The following is a 24,923-nucleotide window of genomic DNA, read 5'->3' as shown; positions in this document are numbered from 1 at the left end:
TAGCCCGCCTATCGGTCCCCTGGTCTCGACGCGCTCGCAGGGCTCGCTGCCCGGTCAGCGGGGACGTTACGCAGGGCTCGCTGCCCGGCCAGCGGGGACGTTATGCCCGGCGGCGCTGGAGCACGACGTCGAGGTTGTTCAGCCCGCGGCCATTGTTGGCCTGCGGGGCGGCGGCAACCGGTGCTTCCTCTGCCGAGCCCCCGCCGATGACGACGGCGGCCGGCGCCTCGCCGTCAACCGGCGGTACGCCAATTCCGGCCTGGTCGGCCTTGATGGAGGTCCCGGCGGACTTCGGGACTTCCGGCACGGCGAGCGGCATGGCGGCCGCGGCGGCAGCCCGGGCAGCCGTGACATAAGCGGGCTTGGGCACATCCACCGGCACCCATGTTTCGGCGGATAGTTCTCCCTCGGCAAGGGTCTGTGTGTGGGCCAGCTTGGCGTCTGCCGTCCCCTTGGCGGCGACCCGCAGGGCGGCGTTGCGCAGCTCCTCGGCCGTCAGCGGCTTTTGCACCGGGGTGGCGTCCGCCTCAAGGCCGCCCGAGGCGCCGTCGAACAGGACCGTCTCCCGCGGTTCCACGGCGGGTCCGGTCGATGCCGCGGACGCCGCGTCCGCCGTCGCGCGTTCAGCGGCCCGGCGGGCAGCAGCCAGGCGGGCGTTGTCATCGCGCACGGCCACGGCACGCAGTCCGGCCAGGACGCCCAGGAAAACCACCAGGCCCGCCCAGGCCAGCGGAGCCGAGCCAAGGTCCACGACGGTCAGGGCGCCGGATACCACTGCGGTGAACAGCGCAATCAGGCCCACCGCCGCGACGGCGGTGCGGCCCCAGTAAATGCGCAGTGGCGGATGGCCGGAAACGGGCGCGGCGGATGGGCGTTCCGGCTCCACGGGGGTGTGGGCGTCGGAAATAATGCGTTCCATTGACGTCTCCTGCTACTGCTGGTCTGTTGTGCCGGCTGCGGCGTGGCAGTCACAACAACCACCAAAAATGGGAAACCCGGCGTCGCTTCCACATTTCAACCCTAGAGGCCAAACATGCCGCCAGCAGCATTACTGCCGGTGTGTCGCAAGGTGGTCAAACAATTACTGCGGCCCGGCTACCGCAGGCTGCCCAGCCATCGGTTCAGCAGGCCCCCGGGGACCTCCTCGGCCGTCAGCGCAAAGCTGCGGTGGTCGGCCCAGTCCCCGTTGATGTGCAGGTAGCGCGGGCGCAGGCCCTCGTCACGGAAGCCCAGCTTTTCCACCACGCGCAGGCTGGGGCCGTTTTCCGGACGGATGTTGATCTCCATCCGGTGCAGGCCCAGGGTGCGGAAGCAGTGGTCGGTCACCAGGGCCACGGCCGTCGGTGCAATGCCGCGCCCGGCCCGGTCCTGGTCCACCCAATAGCCAAGCGTCGCCATCATGGCCGAGCCCCACATGATCGAGGACACCGTCAGCTGCCCCACGATGACGGGCTTGGCCCGCCCGGGCACCCGTTCGGTGATGACGAAGGGCAGTGCGGCGGCCGCCCGAGCCTGCTCGTTCAGGGCGCGGACCATGCCGCCAAAGGTGGGCAGTGCGCCTTGGCTGGCAGGGTTGCTGGCCTCCCACGGCTGCAGCCAGGCCTCGTTGCGGGCGCGCACCCGCGTCCACTCCGCCTTGTCCCGCAGCTTGATGGGGCGCAGGACCAGGTCACCGGATTCGAGCGTCACCGGCCAAATGGCCTGGCCCCACACGGGCGTTATTTCTCCAGCTCGGCGGTGAATTCGCCCAGCCAGTCGCGCAGGTCCGGGCCGAGGTCCTCGCTTTCGCAGGCCAGGGTCACCACGGCCTTGAGGTAGCTGAGCTTGTCCCCGGTGTCATAGCGCCGGCCCCGGAACACCACACCGTACACGCCACCGCCCTCGCCCTCACGCGTGGCCAGGGTCTGCAGGGCGTCCGTGAGCTGGATTTCATCCCCGCGCCCCGGCGGCGTGTTTTCCAGGACCTCAAAGACGGCCGGGTGGAGCACGTACCGGCCGATCACGGCCAGGTTCGAGGGCGCATCGGCCACCGCCGGCTTCTCCACCAGGTGGTTGACCTTCACATACGCCTCCCCGTCCACCACGGTCATGTCCGCACAGCCGTAGGCGGAGATCTTCTCCCGCGGCACCTCGATCAACGCCACCACCGACCCGCCCGTGCGGGCCTGCACCTCGATCATCGTCGTCAGCAGCTCATCACGCTCGTCAATGAGGTCATCACCGAGCAGCACCGCGAACGGTTCATCCCCCACATGGGTCTTCGCCCGCAGCACCGCATGCCCCAGGCCCTTCGGGTCCCCCTGGCGCACATAATGGATCTCGCCAAGGTCCGTGGCATGCTGGACCGCCGTCAGCTTCTCCGTGTCGCCCTTGGCCTCCAGCAGCTGTTCCGTGACCGGGACCCGGTCAAAGTGGTCCTCCAGGGCCCGCTTGTTCCGCCCGGTAATCATCAGCACATCCGTCAGCCCGGCACTGACGGCCTCCTGCACCACGTACTGGATGGCCGGCTTGTCCACCACGGGCAGCATTTCCTTCGGCATCGCCTTCGTCGCCGGGAGAAAACGGGTCCCCAACCCGGCCGCAGGAATAACGGCTTTACGTACACGTGAAACATCAGTCATGCTCTTAGGCTAGCGGATAACGCCCCCTTCCCCGCCCCGCGTCCTGCTAGTTTGGGCAGGTGAAGCACGCACCGTCCCCTCCGAACAGGCCGCCCATGACACCCCGCACCAAGTCCGAGTGGCGTTCGCGCCTGCGCGCCGCCCGCCTATCCATGGACGACGCCGCCCGCCGCCTCGCCGCCGACCGCCTGGCTGCCGCCGGGGCCGGGTGGGCCGCGCAGCTGCGCGGGGGCAGTTCCCCGGGGATGGTTTGCGCCTTCATTTCCTCCGGCAGCGAGCCGGGAACCGGCCCGCTGTTGGAGACGCTCTTCGCCGCCGGTCACCCGGTCTTTGTTCCCGTGTGCGAACCCGGGCACGGGCTGTCCTGGACTGCATGGACCCCCGGCGTGGAGCTGGCCCGCAGCGACCTGGCCCCTGTCATGGAGCCGGTGGGCCCGCGGCTGGCTTTCTCCGAGCTGGGTGCGGTGGACGGCATTCTGCTGCCGGCCCTGGCGGTGGACACGGCGGGCGTGCGCCTGGGCCAGGGGGGCGGCTACTACGACCGCTTTCTTGCCGCCCGGGCTGCCCACGCTGCCGGCGGTGAGCGCGCAGTGCCGACGGCCGCCGTCGTCCACGTCGGGGAGGTGTTCCCCGCGGGCGTCCTCCCCCACGACGTGCTGGACCAGCCCGTCGGCTGGCTGGTGACCCCCGACGGATGGAGCCCGGCCCGCCCTGCGGCGCGGTAAACCAAGGCTTGTGAAATAAGTAACGTGCCCGGGACGTTATGGTAAGCGGTGCTAGAATTAGCACTCGGGACCTAGGACTGCCAGCCAGTGCAAGCACCACTGCACCGGCAACTGCGGTCCCTACGCATGCATCCAGGAGGAAACCAGTGCCCACTTACGCGTACGCCTGCAAAGATTGCGGCCATGCATTCGACATCCAGCAGTCGTTCAGTGACGACTCCCTGTCCGTCTGCCCCGAATGCCGCGGAAAACTGCGCAAGAAGTTCAACTCCGTTGGCGTCGTCTTCAAGGGCTCCGGCTTCTACCGCACCGATTCGCGCTCTGGTTCCAGCACTGTTCCGGCCGCCAGCAACGCCTCGGGTGCGGGCAGCACGGCCGCTTCGGGGAGCACCGGCAGCGAGTCCGTTTCCGCGTCCGCCACCTCAAGTTCAACGGCCAAAGCCGCAGCTCCGGTCGCCAGCTAACCGTACAAAACAGGCCGGCTGGCGGTCTGGGCTGGACCACTGAGGCTTGCCTGGACCCCTGAGGCCCGGCTGGGCCCGGCAGTCTGGCTGACAAGCTGACCGGCCCTGCGACGCCGGCCCGATGGACTCCGGGACGTGGTGGAATATCCCCCTGCGGTCCGTCTTTATCCCTCCACAGCCGGCGGTGAGGCGCCCGTTGCCCACATTCCCGCAGCGGGCCCCTGCCCACGCATCCGGGGCGCGCCTAGCGTGGCCCCATGAGGTCATCCACCAGCCCCGCACGGCGCAGCCGGCAGCGATACTACGCCCCTCCCTCGTCAGCGCCATGGGGCCGGCCTTGGTCCGCCCGGCCGCACCCAGCCCCAGCACCCCACCGGCTGTGGCGCTGGGTCCGGCGCCGTCGCCGGCTCGCCGCGGCCCTCCTGCTCTGTGCCGCCGCCGCCATCGCGGTCCAACAACTCACACCCGCTCCCCCGGCCACGGCCCCGGTGCTGGTGGCTGCCCGCGACCTCCCCGCGGGCCACGTCCTGGCCTTGGCGGACCTCACGGCGGCCGCCGTCAGCCCGGCCATGGTGCCCGCCGGCAGCCTGGCACCTCCGGGCTCGGAAGTTTTGGCAGGCCAGGGCGTGAAGGGGCCGCCCGGCAGCGCCGCCGTCGCTTCCCGCAGCGGGCACGCACCCACGTGGGTCGGCATGCGGCTGTCCGGACCCGTCCGCCGCGGTGAGGTGGTGACGGATGCGGCCCTGCTCGGCGACGGACTCCTGGTGGGCGCAGCACCCGGCAGCCAGGCCGTTCCGCTGCGGCTCACCGACCCCACCACCGTGCAGCTGCTGCGCCAGGGCCAGCAGGTGGATGTGGTGCTCAGTGCAGGAACGGGCCTTGACGGGCCGATGAAGAATGAGCTCCTGGCACGTTCTGTGGCCGTGCTCTGGACCCCTGCCTTGTCCGCCCCTGGTGGCGGGCTGCTGCCGGTCCAGGACACAGAGGGGCTTGTGGTGGTCGCCGCGACGCATGACCAGGCCCTCCAGCTCGCCGGAGCCTCGGCGCGCGGGAAAATTTTCCTGGTCCTGGTCAAATGAGGCAGTGCCGCCCAGGGACCAGTTGCCGGCGCGGATGCAATCGGCGTCCAGCCACCCGGGCAGTGGCCCGCACCGGCACCACTGCCCGGCAGCGCCGCCGCCGTTCCAAACTGCTAGCCCCAGTGCGGGGGCTTGTTCTCGCGCAGCCATTCGTCGTGGCCACGGTCGCGGCGGTCGTCGCCCCAGGCGTGGTCGTCGTCATTCGGTGCCACTGTGGGCAGCACCGGGGCGTCGTCCGCCACGGCCCCCGGAGCTGCATGGGGTGCCTGCGTGCCCGTCGGTTTCTTGCCGGTGTTGGTGTTCTTCCCGGGAGTGCCCACCGTGTCCTTGCTTTCTTCACGTGCCTTTGTTGCTTCGCCGCTTTCGGCTGCGTCCGCGCCGTGGGGCTCCGTTGCCCCGGTCCCGGGGCGCGGCACGGCAGGCGGCGTCTGGTCCCCCGCCCCCGAGCGGCGCCGGGAACGCGGGGAATCGATGACGGCCGTCATGGACGTGTCGAGGGCCGTGCCCATCAGCGAGGGCAGTTCGTCGTCGCCGGCTGTGGACACCAAATCCAGGTACCGGCCAATCTGGTCGGCGCAGCTGGAAGGGTCGGTAAAGACTTCGATGGTCCACAACGGCACATAGCGCCAGCCGAGACGTTCGAGCATTTGCGGGCGCAGCCGGCTGCGCTCGCGCACGCTCATGGTGCGGTATTTGGCCGTGCCATCGGATTCCACGGCCACTGGCACGGGGATCTCGTGGTCCTCGCGTCCCAGCAGTCTCACCGGGTCGGGGGCGGCCACAATGTCCAGGGCGCCGTCGTAGTGGTGCCACACCCTGGCGCCCCGGGCGCGGAGGCGGTCGGCCAAATCCGCCACCAGCGGGTCCTCGCCGGTTTCCCGTTCGCTGTCCTCTGCCCGGGTCGCGGGGCTTCCCAGCAGGGAGTTTCCGGCCAGCTCGCGGTCCAGCAATTCAAAGAAGTCCACGGCTCCGTGGCTGAGCCGGTTCTCGTCCAGGTCCTCAGGGCGGAAGCAGGTGATGATGTGGTTGTGGTGGCGGGCCCGGGTCATTGCCAGCGCAAACTTGGCGCGGCCGTCGGGTTCGGACAGCGGACCGAAGCCGTGCAGGGCCCGGCCATGCGGGGTGCGCCCGTAGCCCAGGGAGAAGATCACGCGGTCGCGGACCAGCCCGGCGGCACGGTCCACCGTGACAACCCGGAACGACTCCGGGCCGGATTCAAAGAAGCCTGCCAGCAGCGGGTGGTTGGCCATTTGCAGGCGGATGGCCTGCGCCACGCGGACGGCGTGGCGGTTGCTGGCGGTGATGACCGCCAGGGACTCCCGTGGCCGCACCCGGGCATGTTCAAAGACCATGTCCACCACGCGGTTGACCTCGGCCACCACGGATTCCACGCCGCCGTCGCCGGTGCCGGGCAGCCCCTTGCCGTCCGGGAGGTAGTCCACGGTCAACGACCGTTCCAGCCCGGTGACGGCGCGGCCGTCGGGCAGGCGCTCGAGTTGGGAATCGTAAAAGCCTCGGCTCAGCTGCAGGACCAGGTCCTCATCAACCGCGCGGTAGGCGACCGTCAGCCGGTGTCGGGGCAGGACACGGGAAAGTGCCCCGAACACGCTTTCCAGCGGGTGCTCGTGGGACCGGTTGGCCGGGCTGCCCACGGCCACCGTGAAGCTGCGGGGGCAGGCAGTTTGTTCGTCGCCAAACGCCACTACCTGCTCGGCCCGGGCAATGGCCGGCAGGGCGGACTGAAGCGAGGTGGACTCCGCGTCGAGGATGACCACCGTGTCAAAGCGGAACCCGGCCGGGATTACCGAGGGCACCACGAGGGGGCTGGCGGTGAACACGGGCACTAGGTTTTTCAGCAGGTCCGGGGCCTGGATTCCGAGGGCTTCCAGGGACACCCGGCCGTCCTTGAGGACGTTGCGCAGCATTTCGCCCTGGCGGTTGCGCCCGGCAATCACCTGGCGCCACTCCTCGGCGAGCTTCCAGCGGATCCGGGCGGGGCCGGAGGCCACGTGCGCCTGGTCCGCCAGGCGGAACTCGGCCTCGAGGCGGCGCAGCTTGTCGCCGTCGGACATGGCCAGGTAGTCGTCCCCGCTGATCATGGCCTCAAGGGCGGACTGCCACCAGGCCAGCTCAAGTTCGGCCCGGGTTTCCGACGGTCCCACCTCGCGGCTGGCGAGGTCGTCAAGCAGTTCCCCGAGTCCTTGTTCGCGCATGCTTTCCAGCAGCAGCGTCCGCTCGGGCAGGGTGGCCAGCGACTCCTTGTCCTGGACGAGGGCGTCCAGGCGGCCCACCAGTTCGCCGCCGTTCGCGTTGGCGAGATCGCCGCCGTCGACGGTGCGCTCCAAGGCTGCGCCCAGTGTATTGAGCTTCCCGCTCAGGTCCCGGTAGCTGCGGTTCAGCTCGGCGAGCCCGGCCGGCACTGTCGGGTGCCGTTTGCTGGTGGCGGCTTCCGCCCAGCGTGCACTTTGTTCGCTGACCTGAATCAGCGACTGGTGCAGGTCGGCAATGTGCACCCCGGGCCGGACAAAGTCCTTGGCGTTGCGGCGGTAGCGGGCCCGTTGCAGGGCGGGCATGTCGATGCCGCGTTCGCGGCGCCAGGCTGCGCTTCCGGTTGCGGCAATCATCTCGTCGATGGGCCAGTCAAAAACGTCCGACTTGAACTTGTCCAGGCTTTCGCGGATGGCCACCAGCATGTCGAGCTGGCGTCCCCACCCGGCAAAGGTGTCCGCGGGGCGGATCTGGCCAAAGTCGGCCACTTCGCGCATCTTCTCCGCGAAGGCGGGGACCTCCTTGAACAGTTCCTCGGCCAGGGCGTACGCAGCCTCGGTTTCCTTGCGGGTCACCAGGCGTGCCCCGTGCCAGGCACTGCCGACGGCCGCCTTGCTGAAGGAGCCCAGCTCGGCGGCGCGGCGCAGGCGCCCGCTGAGTTCGACGCGTTCCTTGATGCTGTCCAGGACGCTGCGCTTGAGCCGGACCGTGGTGGCGGGTGCGGGGTGGATGGAGGTCAGCTCGGCCAGCGACTGCATAGCCTGGTAGGGCGAGCAGCCCCAGCGTTCACGCACGTTGTGCAGGCTCGCCACATGGTCCACCAGCTGGTGCCGGTGGTCCACCAGCGTCTGGTGGAGGCTGGCCAGCCGCGGCTCCTCGGCCCGTTCGTTGCGGGTGATGGCACGGATCAGCTGGGACTTGATCTGCTGCGGGCCGGTCTGCGCGCTCAGTTGCAGGAGCAGGGTGTCCAGGTCCATGCTGCCCAGGATCTGGGCCAGCTCGTTGAGGGTGCTCCGGCGCTCCCCCACCACCAGCACGCTCTTGCCGTCGTGCACCAGCTGGGCGATGGCATTGATGGCCGTCTGCGTCTGTCCCGTGCCCGGCGGGGTGGAGACCAGCACGGATTCGCCTTCGCCGATGAGGTCCAATACATACTGCTGCTGGGGATCGGCGTCGCGGACCAGGATTTCATCTTCCGGCTTGCGCTCGTCAAGCGGCGTGAACCGCGCAAAGTCGGGTTCGAGCTCCACCGGGAGCACGTCGCCTTCGCTGTTGCGCTGGAGCCGGTCCAGAAGCTCGGTCCCGGCAAGCAGTGCCGGGTCGCTGAGGTTCCCGGCCAGGAACGCGAATGTGGACACCAGCAGGTCCGGTTCCACGGTGGCGCCGGCGATGGGGGCCAGCAGGTTGCGCAGTTTGTCCAGCACCGGTGCCGGGTCAAAGCGTGCGGTGCTGTAGGCCAGGCGCCCCAGTGCGGCCGCGTCCACGCGGATGTTGGCGTTCTGGGCAAGGTGGGCCACCAAGGCCGGGTTCAGCTGGGCCTGCTCCATGAGCTGGAGCTCGTAGTCGTCCTGCCCGGCCCGCACTGTAAGTGCGACGGCGGCCAGCAGCACCGGTGCGCAGACGTCACCGCTGTTGGGGCCGCCGACTGCCGACCAGCGGGCCAGCCCGGCGGCGAGGTAGCCGACGTCGATCCCCCGGTCCGTGCTCAGCTCAAAGATTTTGGCGCGGAGCGCGGCGGCGGCCCGCTTCGCGGACGAATAGTGTTCCGGTTCGCGGATCAGGGTGGACAGGCGAGTCTTGCGGCCCGCCAGCAGTTGCGCCAGGCCGGACGGGTGCGCGTGGGTCAGGTCGATGCAGCCGGCTTCAGTCTTCCTGAAGGCCAGGGCCGTATCCGGTCCTGCGTAGCTGTCGAGTCCCGCAAGCCAGGTTTGAAGCTCGATGGAGCCCTCATCGGGACCTGCGACGTCGGACACGGATGCCTTCTTCTCTGCGCTCATTCGGAACGGTCTTGACCATACTGACATGCAATTCAGGCTAGCGCCCCAAACTTGCAATGCCGGTCCGGCACACTGGAGGGCGCCAAATTAAGCCCTAATCCGGACTATCGGAGCCCTCCAGCGGGGCGTAAGGGTGATTACTCCCACTCGATCGTTCCCGGCGGCTTGGACGTGACGTCCAGGACAACCCGGTTGACGCCGTCCACCTCGTTGGTGATCCTATTGGAGATCCTGGCGAGCAGGTCGTAGGGCAGGCGCGACCAGTCGGCGGTCATGGCGTCCTCGGACGAGACGGGGCGCAGCACGATCGGGTGGCCGTAGGTGCGCCCGTCGCCCATGACGCCGACGCTGCGGACATCAGCCAGCAGCACCACGGGCATCTGCCAGACCTCGTCGTCCAGGCCGGCAGCGGTCAGTTCGGCGCGGGCAATGGCGTCCGCCTTGCGCAGCAGTTCCAGGCGTTCGCCGGTGATTTCGCCGACGATCCGGATGCCAAGCCCGGGGCCGGGGAAGGGCTGGCGTCCCACGATCTCGGCGGGCAGGCCCAGCTGGGCCCCCACGGCGCGGACTTCGTCCTTGAACAAGGCGCGCAGCGGCTCCACGAGTTCAAAGCGCAGGTCCTCGGGCAGGCCGCCCACGTTGTGGTGGCTCTTGATGTTCGCCGCACCTTCGCCGCCGCCGGATTCGACGACGTCGGGGTACAGGGTGCCCTGGACCAGGAACTTGATTTCCCCGCCATCGGAGGCGGCCTCGGCCATGATGGCCCGTTCCGCTTCCTCGAAGGCGCGGATGAATTCCCGGCCGATGATCTTGCGCTTCGTCTCCGGATCGGAGACGCCGGAGAGCGCGTTCAGGAAGCGGTCCTGTTCGTTGGCGACGTACAGCTTGGCTCCGGTGGAAGCGACAAAGTCGAGCTCGACCTGCTCGGCCTCGCCTTCCCGCAGCAGCCCGTGGTTCACAAAGACGCAGGTGAGCTGGTCGCCCACGGCGCGCTGCACGAGGGCCGCGGCGACGGCGGAATCGACGCCGCCGGAGAGGCCGCAGATGACCTGGGCGTCGCCGATCTGTTCGCGGATGCGTTCGACCTGCTCGTCGAGGATGTTCCCGGTGGTCCAGTTGCGTTCCAGCTTGGCGCCGTTGAACAGGAAGTTTTCCAGCACCTTCTGGCCGAATTCGGAATGCTTGACCTCGGGGTGCCACTGCACGCCGAAGAGGCACTTTTCCTCGTTGGCGAAGGCCGCCACGGGGGCTCCTGCCGAGGAGGCCAGCACGTCAAAGCCGTCGGGCGCTTCCTGGACGCTGTCGCCGTGGCTCATCCAGGTGTTTTGCGACGCCGGGGTGGAGGCGAGGATGGACCGGCCTTCGCCACTGAGCGTGACGTTGGTGGCACCGTATTCCCGCGAGCCCGTCTTGGCGACGGTGCCGCCCAGGGCCGCGGCCATGGCCTGGAAGCCGTAGCAAATGCCCAGGACCGGGATGCCGGCTTCGAAAAGGTCCGCGCCGACGCTGGGCGCGCCGTCGGCATAGACGCTGGAGGGTCCACCGGAGAGGATGATGGCAGCCGGGTTTTTGGCCAGCAGCTGCTCAGTTGTATGGGTATGCGGCACGATTTCCGAGTACACATTGGCCTCACGCACACGGCGTGCAATCAACTGGGCGTACTGGGCACCGTAGTCCACAACCAGGACGGGCTTCTGGGAAGTCTGGGCCGTAGCGGGATTAGTCACGGTTCAATCTTAACCCACGGCATCCGGCAGGCGACCCGTACGGGCCGCCACGTGACGGGGCACTCACACCGGCACCCGGGCCGCCCTGCCCAGTCCAGGTCAGTACCGCTTGCCGGCCTTGGGGTTGGCGGCCACCTCGGCCAGGACTTCGCGGTGGATCCGGCCCTCGACAATGAAGGACAGGAAGGGGACCACGCCGCCCAGGGCGATGAGGACCAACCGGCCAAAGGACCAGCGCATCAGCGACCACAGCCGGAAGTCGGCAATCAGGTACACCACATACATCCACCCATGCACGATGAGCACCAGGGTGGAGATGTTCACCCCGCCGGCGATGACGCCGTCGGCCCCCACGAAGCCAAAACCGTGCGAGGCGCCCGTGATGGAGTTGGTCCCGCCGGCCATCAGCACGCTGTCAAAGCCGTACCGGACCACGAGTTCGATGCACAGCAGCAGCAACATGGTGCCGGTGGAGTAGGCCAGCACCTTGTAGAACTTCAATGCGCCGAGGATCTGGGCGGGCGTGCCGCCGAACCTGCGCTTGGGTGCGGCCTTCGGGCCGGTGGTCCCTGCCGCGGCGTCTTTCGGCTGGGCCGGGTTCATTTCGCTCACTTTGCTGACTCTCCTAAGTCTTGTTCCACTGCCTCATCGCCGCGGTCGACGCCGAAGAGTTCGTCTTGTTCACGGCGGTATTCGTCGGCCACCAGGCGCCACCACATGAAGACGGCAAACCCGGCGAATACCACCCACTCGATGGCGTAAAAGATGTTCAGCCAGTTGACCTTGCCGTTTTGGTCGGTCGCCGTCACGGTGATGCGCACCAGGTCGCCGTGGCTGGCGGCAGCGCCGACGTCGGTCCCGTTGACCTTTTCCTGGTAGGACACCACAAAGGCTGCGTACGTGGTGGCCTGCCAGATGTTGGTCAGTTCGGCTGAAGACAGCGCGCTGACCTCCCCCTCCGGCAGGTTCTTGGCAAGGACCGGGCCTTCAGAGTTGAGGAGGCGGCCCTCGAGGTGGACGGTTCCGGCCGGTGGCGCCTTGGCGTCCGATGCGTCCGGAATCCAGCCGCGGGCCACGGGGATCACCACTTCATCCGTGGCAGCCTGGCCCGCGGGCTTCACGGCACCATCGACGACAAACGCCGTGACAACCCAGTACCCGGTTTTTCCGTCCTGCACCCGGGACTGGACCACCACCTGCTTGGAGGCGTCAAAGTGTCCCGTTGCCGTAACCAGCTGTCCCTCCTCGCTGCCGAGCATCGGATGCCCTGGCTGCAATGTCGTCACCAGGGGCTGCACCTTTTCGGTGACGGAGGGCGGGGCAACGTCTGTTTGCGTCGACCGGGAAAACTGCCATTGGCTCAGCAGGACAAAGACGGCAGCCACGGCCAGGGCAAAGACCAGGGCTGCAATCCATTTGGGCTTGACGGCGGTTTTTAACACACTACAACGTTACTTCGTAACCGTGTAGAACAACGAATGCGCCGGCAGGCGACGCCTAGTGGTCAAAGAACACCAGCGTGGAGTTGATCAGCTCGGCGATGACCTCTTTGTCGTGGGCGCGGCGCAGGGATTCGCGGAAGTTCTCCTTGAAGAGGCTGCGGGCGAGGGTGGCGAGGACTTCCAGGTGTTCGGAGAACGAGTTTGCCGGAGTGGCGACCAGGAGGACCACGGTGGCGGGACCGTCGACGGCGCCAAAGTCTAGGCTGTAGCCGAATTTCGTGATGCCCACGGCAATGGACGTTTGCGTGACGTAGTCGCTGCGGGCGTGCGGCAGGCCGATTCCGCCAGGCAGGCCGGTGGCCATCTGGTGTTCGCGCGCGCTGACGTGGCGCAGGAAACCGGCCAGGTCGCTGACCCTGCCCTGCTCGAAGAGCTTCGCGGCCATCTGGGCGGTGGCATCATCCTTGGAGCCGGCTTCCATTTCTAAAATCACCAGGCCGGGGTTGGTCAGTTCGGTCTCATACCGCTCAAGCGAACCGGGTGTCATCAGTACCTTTCGTCTCTGCACTACGTCAGCGGCACGATCCCCGGGGTTCCCAGGCGTGCCGCGTCGGCTGTGACGTCGTCGGGCTGCTGCTGGCTGAGCCGTTCGGCTTCAACACGCGCCAGGTACTGCGCCACTTCGTTGTCCACGCGGCTTGGGCTCCACCCCAAAACGTCCCCCATCAGTCTAGCGGCGACCGGGGCGGCCGACACCCCGCGGTCCCACGCCTCGATGGAGATCCTGGTGCGGCGCGTGAGCACGTCGTTGAGGTGGAGGGCGCCCTCGTGCGTGGCGGCGTACACAACCTCGGCACCCAGATAATCGTCGGCGCCCGGCAGCGGTTCGGCGAGCTTTGGGTCCTCGGTCATCAGGTCCAGCACGTCCCGGGCCATGGAGCCGTAGCGGTTGAGCAGGTGTTCCACCCGGGCGATGTGGATGCCGGACTGCTCGGCCGTGCGGTGCCTGCGGTTCCAGGCCGCCTTGTAGCCGTCGGCGCCGAGCAGCGGAATGGTTTCCGTGCAGCTGTCCGGGACCTTCTCATCGAGTGCCCGGCCGGCTTCGTCCACGGCGTCCTTGCCCATGACACGGTAAGTGGTGAACTTGCCGCCGGCCACCACCACCAGGCCCGGCACGGGATGCGCGACGACGTGTTCCCGGGACAGCTTGGCCGTCGAGTCGTTCTCGCCCGCCAGGAGCGGACGCAGGCCGGCATAGACGCCCTCCACGTCCTCCCGCGTCAGCGGGCGCTTGAGCACCTTGTTGACGTGTTCCAGCAGGTAGTCGATGTCCGCACTCGTCGCTGCGGGGTGGGCCTTGTCCAGCTTCCAGTCGGTGTCGGTGGTGCCGATGATCCAGTGCCGCCCCCACGGGATGACGAAGAGTACCGACTTTTCCGTCCGTAGGATCAGGCCCACCGTGGATTGGAACCTGTCGCGGGGCACCACCAGGTGGATGCCCTTCGAGGCGCGCACCTTCAGCTGCCCGCGGTCCGTGACCATGGCCTGGGTTTCATCGGTCCAGACGCCGGTGGCATTGATGACCTGCTTGGCCCGGATTTCTAATTCCTCGCCATTTTCCTGGTCCTGCACCTTTGCCCCGACGACGCGCTCGCCTTCGCGCAGGAAGTCGACCACCTTGGTCTGGTTGACGGTGTGGGCGCCGTAGCTGGCGGCCGTGCGGATGACATTGGTGACCAGGCGTGCGTCGTCAACCTGGGCATCGTAGTAGCGGATGGAGCCGATCATGGCGTCATCCTTCAGGCTGGGGGCCGCGCGGAGGGTGCCCCTGCGGGTGAGGTGCTTGTGCATGGGGAGGCCGCGGCTGTTGCCGCTGGTCAGGCCGAGGGTGTCGTACAGCAGGATGCCTGCGCCGACATAGGGGCGTTCGAAGAAGCGTTTGGAGAGCGGGTAGAGGAACGGCACCGGACGGACCAGGTGCGGCGCGATGCGCTGAATGAGCAATCCGCGTTCCTGCAGGGCCTCCTGCACCAGGGCAAAATCCAGCATTTCCAGATAGCGCAGCCCGCCGTGAATCAGCTTTGACGACCGCGACGACGTGCCCGCCGCCCAGTCGTTGGCTTCCACCAATCCGACGGTCAGCCCCCGGGTGATGGCATCAAGGGCCGCACCGGCACCCACCACGCCGCCGCCAACGATAAGTATGTCCAACTCCTGGCCGGGGTCGGACGAGCCCTTCAGCGCCAAGAGGTTCGCTTCGCGTGCTGCCGGGCCCAAATTGCCGTTGGGATGGGCTGAAACGGACATTGCGGACCTCCTGGAGATACGACTAGCTGACACCAAAAACCTTACGCGGTTGCCGCCAAGAAAGGCAGGGGGACCAAACCCGCTGTGGACCCGCCCCCATCCCTCCCCCACTACCAGCCACTACCGACGCTCGGTTGCAATCGGGGGCGTTTCGGCTGACGCTCGGTTGCAACCGGGGCTGTCTCCGGGAAGGCTCCGGCAGCCGGGCGGGGCTGTGGATAACTTATAGCCGGGCTCGAGGATCTGGGGTAGCTTGTTGTCTAGCTGAAACGGGGCTCCAGCAATGCAGGGTCCCTCCTCAACGCACCCGGGGGTCCGCATGACGACCAGCAAGCCACACTCGCATCACCGCGACGAGCGCCGACAGGCAGGGCGAAAACTGCATGCAAGGCCTTTGCTGCGGAGTTGGCGCCGGCGAGCCACCCTGCCGGCCGTGGCCCTTGCCGCAGTGCTCGCCCTCGCCGGGTGCGGAACGGACTCGCCACCGAACAGAGCACCCAGCCCCGCCAGCGCATCGGCCACAGGCGCGGCTCCTCCAACCACGGCGGCGCCGACGACGCCGCCCATCCCGGTGTACAAGCCCGCCACCGCCAACGGACCGGCCCAAAACGTCCCCGTCCCGGTGCTGCCCGCCAAGGCCAAGGAATTCTCCAAGGCCGGACTCGAAGCCTTCGCCACCTACTGGTACTCCACCCTCGGCTACGTCTACGAAACGGGCGATTCAAAGCCCATGATGGCGATCACCGGGAATTCCTGCAGTACCTGCGAAAGGACAAATGGTCCCGTTGGTGATTGGTATCGTTCTGGCGGCTGGATTACTGGAGGCCGATTGAAAGTGCATTCGGCGACGAGTTCGTTCGAGCACGCTGCAGATGGCTCCTATCAAGCCATCGTCATCATTGAACAATCACCCGTGAGCTACTACAGCGCGGACGGAACTCTTGATGAAGCCCTTGCCCCAACCATTGCTCGGCCGGATATTGTCGTCGCCACATATTCCAACGCTCGGTGGACTGCCGAGACGGCCGAGCATTTAACCTCCCAATAGCCATGAGCCGCAAAGTAGTTGGTGTCATTCTGGTGGTTCTTTTGGTCATGGCACAACATCAAACGAGTTCCGTCGCCGACTCAGGCGGGCATAAGACAAATTGGGACGACACAGGACTCGGAACCAATGTTTGGAACCAATTGCCTGGAAAAAATCTGTATGGCCAGATTCCCCAAATCGGGCCTTTCAATCCTTTTATCTACAAATATGTATTGACCTGCTCCGAAATCAATGCAACCGGTCCCAAGAGCTGCGTGATGGGTGAGCGACAATGCACGGAAGCGAAAGGCGGACGAGCCGTCGACTGGTACAGGTCACTGAAACCACCAAGCCGGCAAGTCTGGACCCTGGTGTCCAAGGCCACCTGCATCTACACCGAAAAACCCCGCGACATCCTGGCCGAGATCGCCGCGCAGATCAGCCACGAATTCCAAAAAACACCCGTCCAACCCGCCACCGTCAGCTCCCAGCCCGGCCCCCACACCCTCCGCGGACAGGAAACCAACTTCTACGCCCTCGCACACGAACAACAATTCACCATCACCCTGCTCGGCCAAAAAATCCACCTCACCGCAACCCCCACCACCTACACCTGGAACTACGGCGACGGCACCACCTGGGGACCCACCCCCACCGCCGGCGCACCCCTGCCCGACGACAGAATCGGCGAACAAACCCAAACCAGCCACATCTACACCGCCACCGGCAAATACGCCATCACCGTCACCACCCACTTCACCGGCACCTACAGCGTCAACGGCGGCCCCGCCCTCCCCATCCCCGGCCGAGGCCACATCCCCTCACCACCCCTGTCCCTCACCGTCTGGCGCGCCGTCACCCACAACTACGCCGACAACTGCAACGAAAACCCCCACGGCACCGGCTGCTAAGGCCGTCCAGCCACCGCCGTCCGTGGGAAATTTTGGCTGCAAACGCAAAAAGCGCCCCGGTTCTCAGGAGAACCGGGGCGCTCAAAACCACTAAAAAGCTACGGCGAAACCAGCACCTCGACGCGCTGGAACTCTTTCAGGTCCGAGTAGCCGGTGGTGGCCATCGAGCGGCGCAGCGCACCGATCAGGTTGGAAGCGCCGTCGGCCGTGTGGGCCGGTCCGTGCAGCACTTCTGCCAGCGTGCCCACGGTGCCCATCTTCACGCGGTGTCCGCGCGGCAGTTCCTGGTGGTGCGCCTCGGCACCCCAATGCCATCCCTGGCCTGGCGCCTCTGCCGCCCGGGACAGCGCGGCGCCGAGCATGACGGCGTCGGCACCCATGGCGATTGCCTTGACGATGTCGCCGCTGGAGCCCATGCCGCCGTCGGCGATCACGTGCACGTAGCGGCCGCCGGACTCGTCCATGTAGTCCCGGCGCGCCGCGGCAACGTCGGAAATCGCGCTGGCCATGGGCGAGCGGATGCCCAGGGCGCGGCGGGTGGTGGTGGATGCCCCGCCGCCGAAGCCGACCAGCACGCCGGCGGCACCTGTGCGCATCAGGTGCAGCGCCGGCGTGTAGCCGGCGGCGCCGCCCACAATGACCGGCACGTCAAGTTCGTAAATGAACTGCTTGAGGTTCAGCGGCTCAGTGGATTTCGAGACGTGCTCGGCGGAAACCGTGGTCCCGCGGATCACGAAAATATCGACGCCGGCCGCCACCACGGTCTTGTAAAACTCCTGCGTGCGCCCCGGCGTTAGCGAACCGGCAACAGTAACGCCCGACGCACGGATGTCCGCCAGTCGCTGCGTGATCAGCTCGGGCTGGATCGGCGCGCTATACAGCTGCTGCATGCGCAGCGTGGACTCCGGATCGACAACAGAGCCTTCAAGTTGGGCAATCTCGTCCAGCACCGGCTGCGGGTTCTCGTACCGCGTCCACAGGCCCTCGAGGTCCAGGACGCCCAATCCGCCGAGCTTGCCCAGCGCAATGGCGGTTTCCGGCGACATGACCGAGTCCATGGGCGCGCCGATGACGGGCGTCTCAAACTGGTAGGCGTCGATCTGCCACTTGACGGAAACATCCTTGGGGTCGCGTGTCCTTCGCGACGGGACAATCGCAATGTCATCCAACGAGTAGGCACGACGCCCACGCTTGCCACGGCCGATCTCAATCTCATAAGTCACGTCCCCTAGCCTATCCCAGCCCGGCCCGCCGCCTTCAAAGCCCCCTTCAAAGCCTCCATCACTTCACCGGTCGTCCGGCCCGACGGCGGCGAACCGTGAGCAGCCGCTGGTGGCACCTCCCCTTCGCACACGGGCGGATGCCGACATGCGCTGGACCCAATCGCATGCACGACTCCAACCAAGACTTCACGAAGGCGGGGCCCAACATGACTGGCGGCATGGTCGGCGCGGCGCCGGAAGAACTCCGTTCACTGGCCACGACCATGGAATCCTCAGGTCACGTTGAAGAACCTGCCCTCAACCCTGGCCACCGTCATCTCCCATGCCCGGTGGAACGGCCCCCACAGTGACAAATTCCGTTCACAATGGGACAGCGGGATGCGGCTGCAGCTGCGTTCCGCGGGGGAATCGCTATCCAGCCACTCGTCGACCTTGGCGGCCCAGGCGATTGAGCAGGAATAAGCCAGTGCGGCCTCCGGTGCGGGCGTGCCCGGCGCGGGCGGACCGGCTCCTGGCGGCCGCCCCTCCATCTGGGATCCTTTGGTTCCGGGCTGGACCTTGGGCGGGGCCCCGGGGAACCAGCTGGGCCTGAACTTGGCCTCTTGGAACACCGGAGCCGGCCTCACGGCCAGTGCACTGGGCCTTGCCAGCGGGATCAAGATTTATGAGGCCGGCCAGAAGGGCCTGCTGTCAACCGCACCGAGGTTCATGAGCTGGCTGCGCCGTGCCAAACTTGCCGAAGGCGTGCGGGGCCGGGCCAGCCCCGCACCGTGACTGATGGCGCCTTCCGGCCTCCCCGCCCGCGCTCCGCTCGGCCGGGCCCCTCGGCCGATAGGCTTAGGCGCATGAGCGAATCCGAACTGCGCATGACCGACCACGAACTGCTCGCCCTGCTGTCCATGACGCCCACGGAATCAGCGGCCACCACCATGGAACTGTTCCGGCTGGACCAGCACGCCGGCAATGAACTGCTCCAAAATGCCGGGCTGACCACCCTTTTGGTTCGCGGGCTGGCCGAGGCGCAGGGCGAACGCATCGTCCCCGTCGAACGGTGCGCCGTCGTCGGAACCGTGTTGTCACAGGCCCAGGAATGGCTGGAAATCGCCCTCACGACACCCACCACCGAGCATGTGCTGTTTACGGCCGGTTCGAACGTGGGTGCCGTATTGCTGACCCTGAGCCCGTTCGGCGTGCACGAGATCCAGCCCATCGAATCCGGCCCCGCCATGCTGGCCCTTGGCCTTCACCTGTGCCGCGAATACCTGGCCGGCGCGGCCGAGGGCCTGCCCGCCACGGCCGTCGTCAAGCGTGTCCGCATCGGCCAGGACGCGGTCATCGCCCAGCTGGCCGCAGCCGAATCCGGCGACTGGACCCTGCGTTCCGGCGGCGAATCCGAATTCACCGAAGAAACCGTTGCCTCCGACGCTGCCCTGCAGCGGTTTGAGGCCGCCCTCGGCGGCTGAGCCTGTCCGTCCAGTCGAGGAGGCAGTTGTTGCCCCAAAACCCTTGGGTTTTGGGGCAACAACTGTAAGCCCAAAGCGGCAGGTCCCGTCCGGGACTGGCGCTACTTGGTGAGGTAGTTCGGGGCCTCGACGGTCATCTGGATGTCGTGGGGGTGGGATTCCTTCAGGCCGGCCGCGGTGATGCGGACAAACTTGCCGCGCGCCTTCAGCTCGGGGATGGTGGGTGCACCGACGTAGAACATGGTCTGGCGCAGCCCGCCCACCAGCTGGTAGGCCACGGAGGACAGCGGCCCGCGGTAGGCCACGCGGCCCTCGATGCCCTCGGGGATGAGCTTGTCGTCACCCGAAACGTCCGCCTGGAAGTAGCGGTCCTTGGAGTAGGATGTGTTCTTCCCGCGGGACTGCATGGCGCCCAGCGACCCCATGCCACGGTACGTCTTGTACTGCTTGCCGTTGACAAAGACCAGCTCGCCCGGGGATTCGGCGGTGCCGGCCAGCAGCGAGCCGAGCATGACGGTGTCCGCGCCGGCCACCAGCGCCTTGCCGATGTCGCCGGAGTACTGCAGCCCGCCGTCGGCGATCAGCGGAACGCCCGCGGGAATAGCAGCCTTGGCGGATTCGTAGATGGCGGTGATCTGCGGGACGCCCACGCCTGCCACAACGCGGGTGGTGCAGATGGAACCGGGCCCGACGCCGACCTTGATGCCGTCGGCGCCGGCGTCAATCAACGCCTGGGCACCTTCGCGGGTGGCGGCCTGGCCGCCGATGATGTCCACGTGGGCGGCGGCGGGGTCGGCCTTGAGCTTGGCGATCATTTCCAGCACGCCCTGGCTGTGGCCGTTGGCCGTGTCCACGAACAGGGCGTCCACGCCCGCGTCGACCATCGTCATGGCGCGTTCAAAGCCGTCACCGAAGAAGCCGATGGCAGCGCCGACGCGCAGGCGCCCGCCGTCGTCCTTCGTGGCCATCGGGTACTGCTCGGCCTTGGCAAAGTCCTTCACAGTGATCAGCCCGCGCAGGAAGCCGGAATCGTCCACCAGGGGCAGCTTTTCAATCTTGTTTTGGCCCAGCAGCTTGGACGCGTCCTCGCGGCTGATGCCCACGCGGCCGGTCACCAGCGGCATCGGCGTCATGACTTCACGGACGCGGCGGCTCGAGTAATCGCTGTCCGGGATGAACACGGTGTCGCGGTTGGTGACGATGCCCACGAGGCGGCCGTCGCCGTCGACCACGGGCAGGCCGGAGACGCGGAAGCGGGCGCACAGCTCGTCGAGTTCCTCCAGGGTGGCGTCCGGACCCACCGTGACGGGGTTGGTGATCATGCCGGACTCGCTACGCTTGACCAGGTCCACTTCCTCGGCCTGGCGCTGAATCGAAAGGTTGCGGTGGACCACGCCCAGACCCCCCTGCCGGGCCATGGCGATTGCCATGCGGGACTCCGTCACGGTGTCCATGGCCGCCGAGAGCAACGGTGTTGCCACGGTGATCCGCTTGGAAACGCGCGAGCCCGTGTCTGCCTCGGACGGGATGACGTTCGTGTGGCCGGGAAGGAGGAGGACGTCGTCGTACGTCAGGCCAACAAAGGCGAAGGGATCATGAATTTCAGGCTGGGACACGAAGGCTCCTTGGCGGGGGTAGAACCGGTGGGGTGTGCATCCGATGGCCAGCCCGTGATTACGGGGCTGGTCTGTGCGTTGTTTACAGTGTAAAACGAAACAGTCCACGGCCCTATTCCCCGCCGATGCAGTGGACTGGGGCACACCCGGACTGCCCTGTCCCGGCAGGGTGGGGGACCCCGGCGCGGTCCGGCCCCGGAAACAAAAAATGACACCGTCCCCCGTTTCCGCGCCCAGTGGAACGGGCGCAAAAACGGGGAACGGTGTCAGATGCCGTCAGGCCCGGGTCAGTGGCTGTGGCCGGCTTCCTCGTCCTCGGCCGGCTTGTCCGTCACGAGCACCTCGGTGGTGAGCACCAGGGCCGCGATGGAGGCGGCGTTGCGCAGTGCCGAGCGCGTGACCTTGACCGGGTCAATGACACCGGCGCCGATCAGGTTCTCGTACTCGCCGGTGGCCGCGTTGAAGCCGGAGCCGTCCTCCAGCTCGCCCACCTTGTGCACCACAACGTAGCCGTCGTGGCCGGCATTCTGGGCAATCCAGCGCAGTGGCTGGGCAACAGCCTTGCGGACCAGCTCGATGGCCGTCGCGGCGTCGCCGGTCAGGGCGGCAACCGCAGCGTCATCGTCAAGGGCCTTGGCGGCCTGCACCAGGGCGGAACCGCCACCGGCAACAATGCCTTCTTCCAGGGCCGCACGCGTTGCGGACACGGCGTCCTCAATGCGGTGCTTCTTTTCCTTCAGCTCGACCTCGGTGGCAGCGCCAACCTTGATCACGCCGATGCCGCCGGCCAGCTTGGCCAGCCGTTCCTGGAGCTTTTCCTTGTCCCAGTCGGAGTCAGTGCGCTTGAGCTCGGCGTGCAGCTGGGCCACGCGGTCGGCGACGTCCTGGGACGTGCCGGCACCGTCAACGATGGTGGTGTTGACCTTGGTGACCGTGATGCGGCGGGCGGTGCCCAGCACTTCCAGGCCAACCTGGTCCAGGGACAGGCCGATCTCCGGGGAGACAACCTGGGCGCCGGTGAGGATCGCGATGTCCTGCAGCATGGCCTTGCGGCGGTCTCCGAAGCCGGGCGCCTTGACGGCCACCACGTTCAGCGTGCCGCGCAGACGGTTGACGATCAGCGTGGACAGGGCCTCGCCGTCCACGTCCTCGGCAATGATGAACAGCGGCTTGCCGGCAGCCAGCGCCTTCTCCAGCAGCGGCAGGAATTCCTGCAGGTTGGAGATCTTGCCCTGGTTGATGAGGATCAGCGCATCTTCCATGACCGCTTCCTGGCGTTCCGCGTCGGTGACGAAGTACGGGGACAGGTAGCCCTTGTCGAACTGCATGCCCTCGGTGAGGACCAGTTCGGTGGAGGTCGTGGAGGACTCCTCGATGGTGATGACACCATCCTTGCCAACCTTGTTGAAGGCCTCGGCGAGCAGGTCGCCGATTTCCTGGCTCTGCGCGGAGATGGCGGCAACCTCTGCCACCTGTCCGCCCTCGACCGGGCGTGCGTTTTCCAGCAGGCGCTTGGCAATGGCTTCAACCGAAACCTGGATGCCGCGCTTGAGCTCGCCCGGGGCCGCGCCCGCGGCTACGTTGCGCAGGCCTTCCTTGACGAGGGCCTGTGCCAGGACGGTGGCCGTGGTGGTGCCGTCGCCGGCAACATCGTTGGTCTTCGTGGCAACTTCCTTGGCCAGCTGTGCGCCCAGGTTCTCGTAGGGGTCTTCCAGCTCCACCTCGCGGGCGATCGTGACGCCGTCGTTGGTGATGGTGGGGGCGCCCCATTTTTTGTCGAGCACCACGTTGCGGCCGCGCGGGCCGAGCGTGACCTTGACGGTGTCGGCCAGCTTGTCGATGCCGGCCTCCAGCGCCTTGCGTGCGCTGTCGTTGAATTCAAGCTGCTTAGCCATGTGTTTGTCCTTTCACGCAAATGCCCCGCACCCAGACCCAATGGATCCAGACAGGCTCGATCCCCGGGGGTCCCGGGTGCGGGGCTTTCACAAAGTGGTTACTTGACGACGATGGCCAGCACGTCGCGGGACGAAAGCACCAGCAGCTCTTCGCCGCCGGTCTTTACTTCGGTTCCACCGTACTTGGAGTAGATGACGACGTCGCCGACGGCAACATCGATCGGAACGCGGTTGCCGTTGTCGTCAACGCGGCCGGGGCCCACTGCCACAACTTCGCCCTCCTGGGGCTTTTCCTTGGCGGTGTCCGGGATGACCAGGCCGGAAGCGGTGGTCAGCTCTGCTTCGAGCTGGCGGACAACAATACGATCCTCAAGAGGCTTAATAGAGACCGACACTCGGACCTCTCCTTCACATGAGTAAATTCTTTGGATGGCTCAAGGACGCCTGGCCCAGGCGGGATACCAACCGTCGTCGCGGTGCCGGTGATGATCCCCAGGCCAAGAGTCCAAGGTGCTGGCACCCTCAGGGTGAGAGTGCTAACCCTGACTCTATTGAATGAGTTAGCACTCGGTCAAGGCGAGTGCCAGCAAACCGTGTAAAAGTACGACGCCGGCAGGCCGGGTTTCGCTGTGGGCGCACCCCGGGCGGGCGCGCCGGCAGGCGCAGGGTGCGGCTGGCGTGCCGCCGGGTCCGCAGGGACTGCCGGCAGTAAACGGCAGGCGGGACTGGTTCGGCGCCTGGTCCACATTGGTGCTCCGCCGGCTTTCCGGCAGCGGATTCCTCCATTTACAAGTGGACGCCATGCAACGCCCAGGATCATGTTTCCGCGACGGTGTCTGGGCACCCCTCATGGCCGCACTTGTCCGTGCCCCATGGCCGGCGGTGACCACCACCCCGGCCCCGGCGGATACGATCTACCCATGGCCACCGACGCAATTTCACCGCTCCTGACCGCCGACGGCTGGGAACTGCTGTCCTCCCTTGGCCCGTATTCCGACGCCGATGCGCTCACGCTAAACGAGTCGCTGAGGAAGGCCGGACACTCCCCGGAACTCGTCGCCGCAGCGCTCACGCAGTCCCGCCTGCGGGCGAAGGCCGAGCCCAAGTTCGGGGAATTTGCCCGCCAAATGCTCTTCACCCAGACAGGCCTGGAACAGGCCACCCGGCTGGGCATTGCCGCACTCCACGCGCAGCGGTTTACGACGGCGGGGATCACCACCGTGGCCGACCTCGGCTGCGGCATCGGGGCCGACTCGCTGGCCATGGCCAGCCTGGACCTCGCTGTCACGGCCGTGGAAATGGACGAGCTCACCGCCGCCTGCGCCACCGTGAACCTCATGCCGTTTCCGCACGCCAACGTGGTGTGTGCCAAGGCGGAGGACTTTGGGCTGGACGGGATCGACGGCGTCTGGCTGGACCCGGCCCGACGCACCACCAGCACCTCCGGCACCACGCGCCTGTTCGATCCGGAGGCCTTCTCCCCGCCGCTGTCCTTTGTGGAACGGCTGGCCGATTCGGGCAAGGCCGTGGGCGTGAAGATGGGGCCGGGCATTCCCCACGACGCCGTGCCCGCCACGGCGGAAGCCCAGTGGGTCTCGGTCAACGGCGACGTGGTGGAGGCCGGCCTGTACTTCAACGCGTTGGCCCGCCCGGGCGTGCGCCGCGCCGCCCTGGTCATCGGCCCGTACGGCAGCGCAGAGCTGACCAGCGGCACGGCCTTCGACCCGGCAGCGCAGGACGTGGAAACCGGCCCGGTGGCCGGCTACCTTTACGAGCCCGACGGCGCCGTGATCCGCGCCGGGCTCGTGGCGGACCTGGCCGGCACCATCGGCGCCCACCTGCTGGACCCGCACATCGCCTACCTGTGCGCCAGCGAGCCCGTCGAGACACCTTTTGCCCGCGCGTACAAGGTGCTGGAGGTCAGGCCGTTCAACGTCAAGGCGCTCAAAAGCTGGGTGAAGGCCAACCGGATCGGTGTCCTGGACATCAAGAAGCGCGGCGTGTCCGTCACCCCCGAGGAGCTGCGCCGCCATCTGCTGACGGGTTCCGGCAAGGGGCCCAACAAGGCCACGCTGGTCCTGACGCGGATCGGCGAGGAGAGGGTCGCCGTCGTGGTTGAGCCGTTTGGTCCCGTGGACAGCGCGCGCACCCGCTAGCC

21 protein-coding genes are annotated in these 24,923 nt (G+C 67.1%); 8 read left to right on the top strand and 13 right to left on the bottom strand.

Annotation, left to right across the window (positions count from 1 at the left end):
• Nucleotides 1–100: 100 nt before the first annotated feature.
• The 3 genes from G6035_RS01000 to galU form a co-directional block, all read right to left on the bottom strand.
• Entirely contained in the window at nt 101–919 is an 819-nt protein-coding gene (locus G6035_RS01000) for a hypothetical protein (protein ID WP_176615190.1), read from the bottom strand.
• A 176-nt stretch (nt 920–1,095) separates the two neighbouring features.
• A complete protein-coding gene (locus G6035_RS00995) occupies nt 1,096–1,713 on the bottom strand; it encodes a GNAT family N-acetyltransferase (protein WP_176615189.1) in 618 nt (205 codons plus the stop codon).
• Nucleotides 1,714–1,718: 5 nt separating this feature from the next.
• On the bottom strand, nt 1,719–2,621 hold the full coding sequence (gene galU, locus G6035_RS00990) for a UTP--glucose-1-phosphate uridylyltransferase GalU (RefSeq protein ID WP_176615188.1): 903 nt from the start codon (nt 2,619–2,621) through the stop codon (nt 1,719–1,721).
• Between the two features lie 95 nt (nt 2,622–2,716).
• Between galU and G6035_RS00985 the strand changes: the two genes are divergently transcribed.
• From G6035_RS00985 to G6035_RS00975, 3 genes are all read left to right on the top strand, one after another.
• Nucleotides 2,717–3,346, top strand: coding sequence for a 5-formyltetrahydrofolate cyclo-ligase (locus G6035_RS00985; protein WP_176615187.1), 630 nt, complete (start codon nt 2,717–2,719; stop codon nt 3,344–3,346).
• Between the two features lie 146 nt (nt 3,347–3,492).
• Nucleotides 3,493–3,810 (top strand): FmdB family zinc ribbon protein, encoded by a 318-nt coding sequence (locus tag G6035_RS00980; protein ID WP_176615186.1) that lies wholly within the window; start codon nt 3,493–3,495, stop codon nt 3,808–3,810.
• Between the two features lie 257 nt (nt 3,811–4,067).
• On the top strand, nt 4,068–4,889 hold the full coding sequence (locus G6035_RS00975) for an RcpC/CpaB family pilus assembly protein (protein ID WP_256127643.1): 822 nt from the start codon (nt 4,068–4,070) through the stop codon (nt 4,887–4,889).
• A 113-nt stretch (nt 4,890–5,002) separates the two neighbouring features.
• On the opposite strand, the gene G6035_RS00970 is transcribed toward G6035_RS00975, so the two are convergent.
• The 6 genes from G6035_RS00970 to G6035_RS00945 form a co-directional block, all read right to left on the bottom strand.
• On the bottom strand, nt 5,003–9,181 hold the full coding sequence (locus tag G6035_RS00970; RefSeq protein WP_176615185.1) for an AAA family ATPase: 4,179 nt from the start codon (nt 9,179–9,181) through the stop codon (nt 5,003–5,005).
• A 110-nt stretch (nt 9,182–9,291) separates the two neighbouring features.
• Complete coding sequence (gene guaA, locus G6035_RS00965) at nt 9,292–10,881, bottom strand: glutamine-hydrolyzing GMP synthase (RefSeq protein WP_176615184.1); 1,590 nt, start codon at nt 10,879–10,881, stop codon at nt 9,292–9,294.
• Between the two features lie 99 nt (nt 10,882–10,980).
• The gene (locus G6035_RS00960) at nt 10,981–11,484 is read right to left on the bottom strand and encodes a DUF3817 domain-containing protein (RefSeq protein WP_176615211.1); all 504 of its coding nucleotides are present in this window, start codon (nt 11,482–11,484) and stop codon (nt 10,981–10,983) included.
• Nucleotides 11,485–11,489: 5 nt separating this feature from the next.
• A complete protein-coding gene (locus tag G6035_RS00955) occupies nt 11,490–12,323 on the bottom strand; it encodes an SURF1 family protein (RefSeq protein ID WP_176615183.1) in 834 nt (277 codons plus the stop codon).
• 55 nt (nt 12,324–12,378) lie between these two features.
• Nucleotides 12,379–12,870: a PTS sugar transporter subunit IIA gene (locus tag G6035_RS00950; RefSeq protein ID WP_176615182.1), complete on the bottom strand. Its 492-nt coding sequence runs from the start codon at nt 12,868–12,870 to the stop codon at nt 12,379–12,381.
• A gap of 20 nt (nt 12,871–12,890) precedes the next feature.
• A complete protein-coding gene (locus G6035_RS00945; RefSeq protein WP_176615181.1) occupies nt 12,891–14,630 on the bottom strand; it encodes a glycerol-3-phosphate dehydrogenase/oxidase in 1,740 nt (579 codons plus the stop codon).
• Nucleotides 14,631–15,063: 433 nt separating this feature from the next.
• Here G6035_RS00945 and G6035_RS00940 point away from each other — a divergent pair, with 433 nt between their 5' ends.
• Together G6035_RS00940 and G6035_RS00935 are read left to right on the top strand one after the other, a co-directional pair.
• The gene (locus tag G6035_RS00940) at nt 15,064–15,678 is read left to right on the top strand and encodes a DUF6318 family protein (RefSeq protein ID WP_176615180.1); all 615 of its coding nucleotides are present in this window, start codon (nt 15,064–15,066) and stop codon (nt 15,676–15,678) included.
• A 350-nt stretch (nt 15,679–16,028) separates the two neighbouring features.
• Nucleotides 16,029–16,568, top strand: coding sequence for a PKD domain-containing protein (locus tag G6035_RS00935; protein ID WP_371130755.1), 540 nt, complete (start codon nt 16,029–16,031; stop codon nt 16,566–16,568).
• Nucleotides 16,569–16,666: 98 nt separating this feature from the next.
• Here G6035_RS00935 and G6035_RS00930 read toward each other — a convergent pair whose 3' ends face one another.
• On the bottom strand, nt 16,667–17,791 hold the full coding sequence (locus tag G6035_RS00930; RefSeq protein WP_176615179.1) for a GuaB3 family IMP dehydrogenase-related protein: 1,125 nt from the start codon (nt 17,789–17,791) through the stop codon (nt 16,667–16,669).
• A gap of 486 nt (nt 17,792–18,277) precedes the next feature.
• Between G6035_RS00930 and G6035_RS00925 the strand changes: the two genes are divergently transcribed.
• Both G6035_RS00925 and G6035_RS00920 read left to right on the top strand, forming a co-directional pair.
• The gene (locus tag G6035_RS00925; protein ID WP_176615178.1) at nt 18,278–18,565 is read left to right on the top strand and encodes a hypothetical protein; all 288 of its coding nucleotides are present in this window, start codon (nt 18,278–18,280) and stop codon (nt 18,563–18,565) included.
• A gap of 71 nt (nt 18,566–18,636) precedes the next feature.
• Nucleotides 18,637–19,254, top strand: a complete 618-nt coding sequence (locus tag G6035_RS00920; RefSeq protein WP_176615177.1) for a hypothetical protein — start codon at nt 18,637–18,639, stop codon at nt 19,252–19,254.
• A gap of 101 nt (nt 19,255–19,355) precedes the next feature.
• On the opposite strand, the gene guaB is transcribed toward G6035_RS00920, so the two are convergent.
• The 3 genes from guaB to groES form a co-directional block, all read right to left on the bottom strand.
• Nucleotides 19,356–20,870 carry an IMP dehydrogenase gene (gene guaB, locus G6035_RS00915; protein WP_176615176.1) on the bottom strand — a complete coding sequence of 505 codons (1,515 nt, stop codon included), beginning with the start codon at nt 20,868–20,870 and terminating at the stop codon, nt 19,356–19,358.
• A 287-nt stretch (nt 20,871–21,157) separates the two neighbouring features.
• Nucleotides 21,158–22,765 carry a chaperonin GroEL gene (gene groL, locus G6035_RS00910; protein ID WP_176615175.1) on the bottom strand — a complete coding sequence of 536 codons (1,608 nt, stop codon included), beginning with the start codon at nt 22,763–22,765 and terminating at the stop codon, nt 21,158–21,160.
• 98 nt (nt 22,766–22,863) lie between these two features.
• Nucleotides 22,864–23,160, bottom strand: a complete 297-nt coding sequence (groES, locus tag G6035_RS00905) for a co-chaperone GroES (RefSeq protein WP_176615174.1) — start codon at nt 23,158–23,160, stop codon at nt 22,864–22,866.
• A gap of 525 nt (nt 23,161–23,685) precedes the next feature.
• Between groES and G6035_RS00900 the strand changes: the two genes are divergently transcribed.
• Nucleotides 23,686–24,921 (top strand): class I SAM-dependent methyltransferase, encoded by a 1,236-nt coding sequence (locus G6035_RS00900; protein WP_176615173.1) that lies wholly within the window; start codon nt 23,686–23,688, stop codon nt 24,919–24,921.
• The last annotated feature ends 2 nt before the right edge of the window (nt 24,922–24,923 follow it).

Source organism: Arthrobacter sp. SDTb3-6 (assembly GCF_013376095.1).
Lineage (GTDB): Bacteria > Actinomycetota > Actinomycetes > Actinomycetales > Micrococcaceae > Specibacter.
This window is presented reverse-complemented; position numbering and strand designations above follow the sequence as displayed.

Coding starts and splice junctions, on each gene's coding strand:
- G6035_RS00985 (WP_176615187.1), top strand. CDS start 2,717: ATGACACCCCGCACCAAGTCCGAGTGGCGTTCGCGCCTGCGCGCCGCC.
- G6035_RS00960 (WP_176615211.1), bottom strand. CDS start 11,484: ATGAACCCGGCCCAGCCGAAAGACGCCGCGGCAGGGACCACCGGCCCG.
- G6035_RS00900 (WP_176615173.1), top strand. CDS start 23,686: ATGGCCACCGACGCAATTTCACCGCTCCTGACCGCCGACGGCTGGGAA.
- G6035_RS00920 (WP_176615177.1), top strand. CDS start 18,637: ATGAGCGAATCCGAACTGCGCATGACCGACCACGAACTGCTCGCCCTG.
- G6035_RS01000 (WP_176615190.1), bottom strand. CDS start 919: ATGGAACGCATTATTTCCGACGCCCACACCCCCGTGGAGCCGGAACGC.
- galU (WP_176615188.1), bottom strand. CDS start 2,621: ATGACTGATGTTTCACGTGTACGTAAAGCCGTTATTCCTGCGGCCGGG.
- G6035_RS00950 (WP_176615182.1), bottom strand. CDS start 12,870: ATGACACCCGGTTCGCTTGAGCGGTATGAGACCGAACTGACCAACCCC.
- G6035_RS00945 (WP_176615181.1), bottom strand. CDS start 14,630: ATGTCCGTTTCAGCCCATCCCAACGGCAATTTGGGCCCGGCAGCACGC.
- G6035_RS00970 (WP_176615185.1), bottom strand. CDS start 9,181: ATGTCAGTATGGTCAAGACCGTTCCGAATGAGCGCAGAGAAGAAGGCA.
- groL (WP_176615175.1), bottom strand. CDS start 22,765: ATGGCTAAGCAGCTTGAATTCAACGACAGCGCACGCAAGGCGCTGGAG.
- G6035_RS00975 (WP_256127643.1), top strand. CDS start 4,068: ATGAGGTCATCCACCAGCCCCGCACGGCGCAGCCGGCAGCGATACTAC.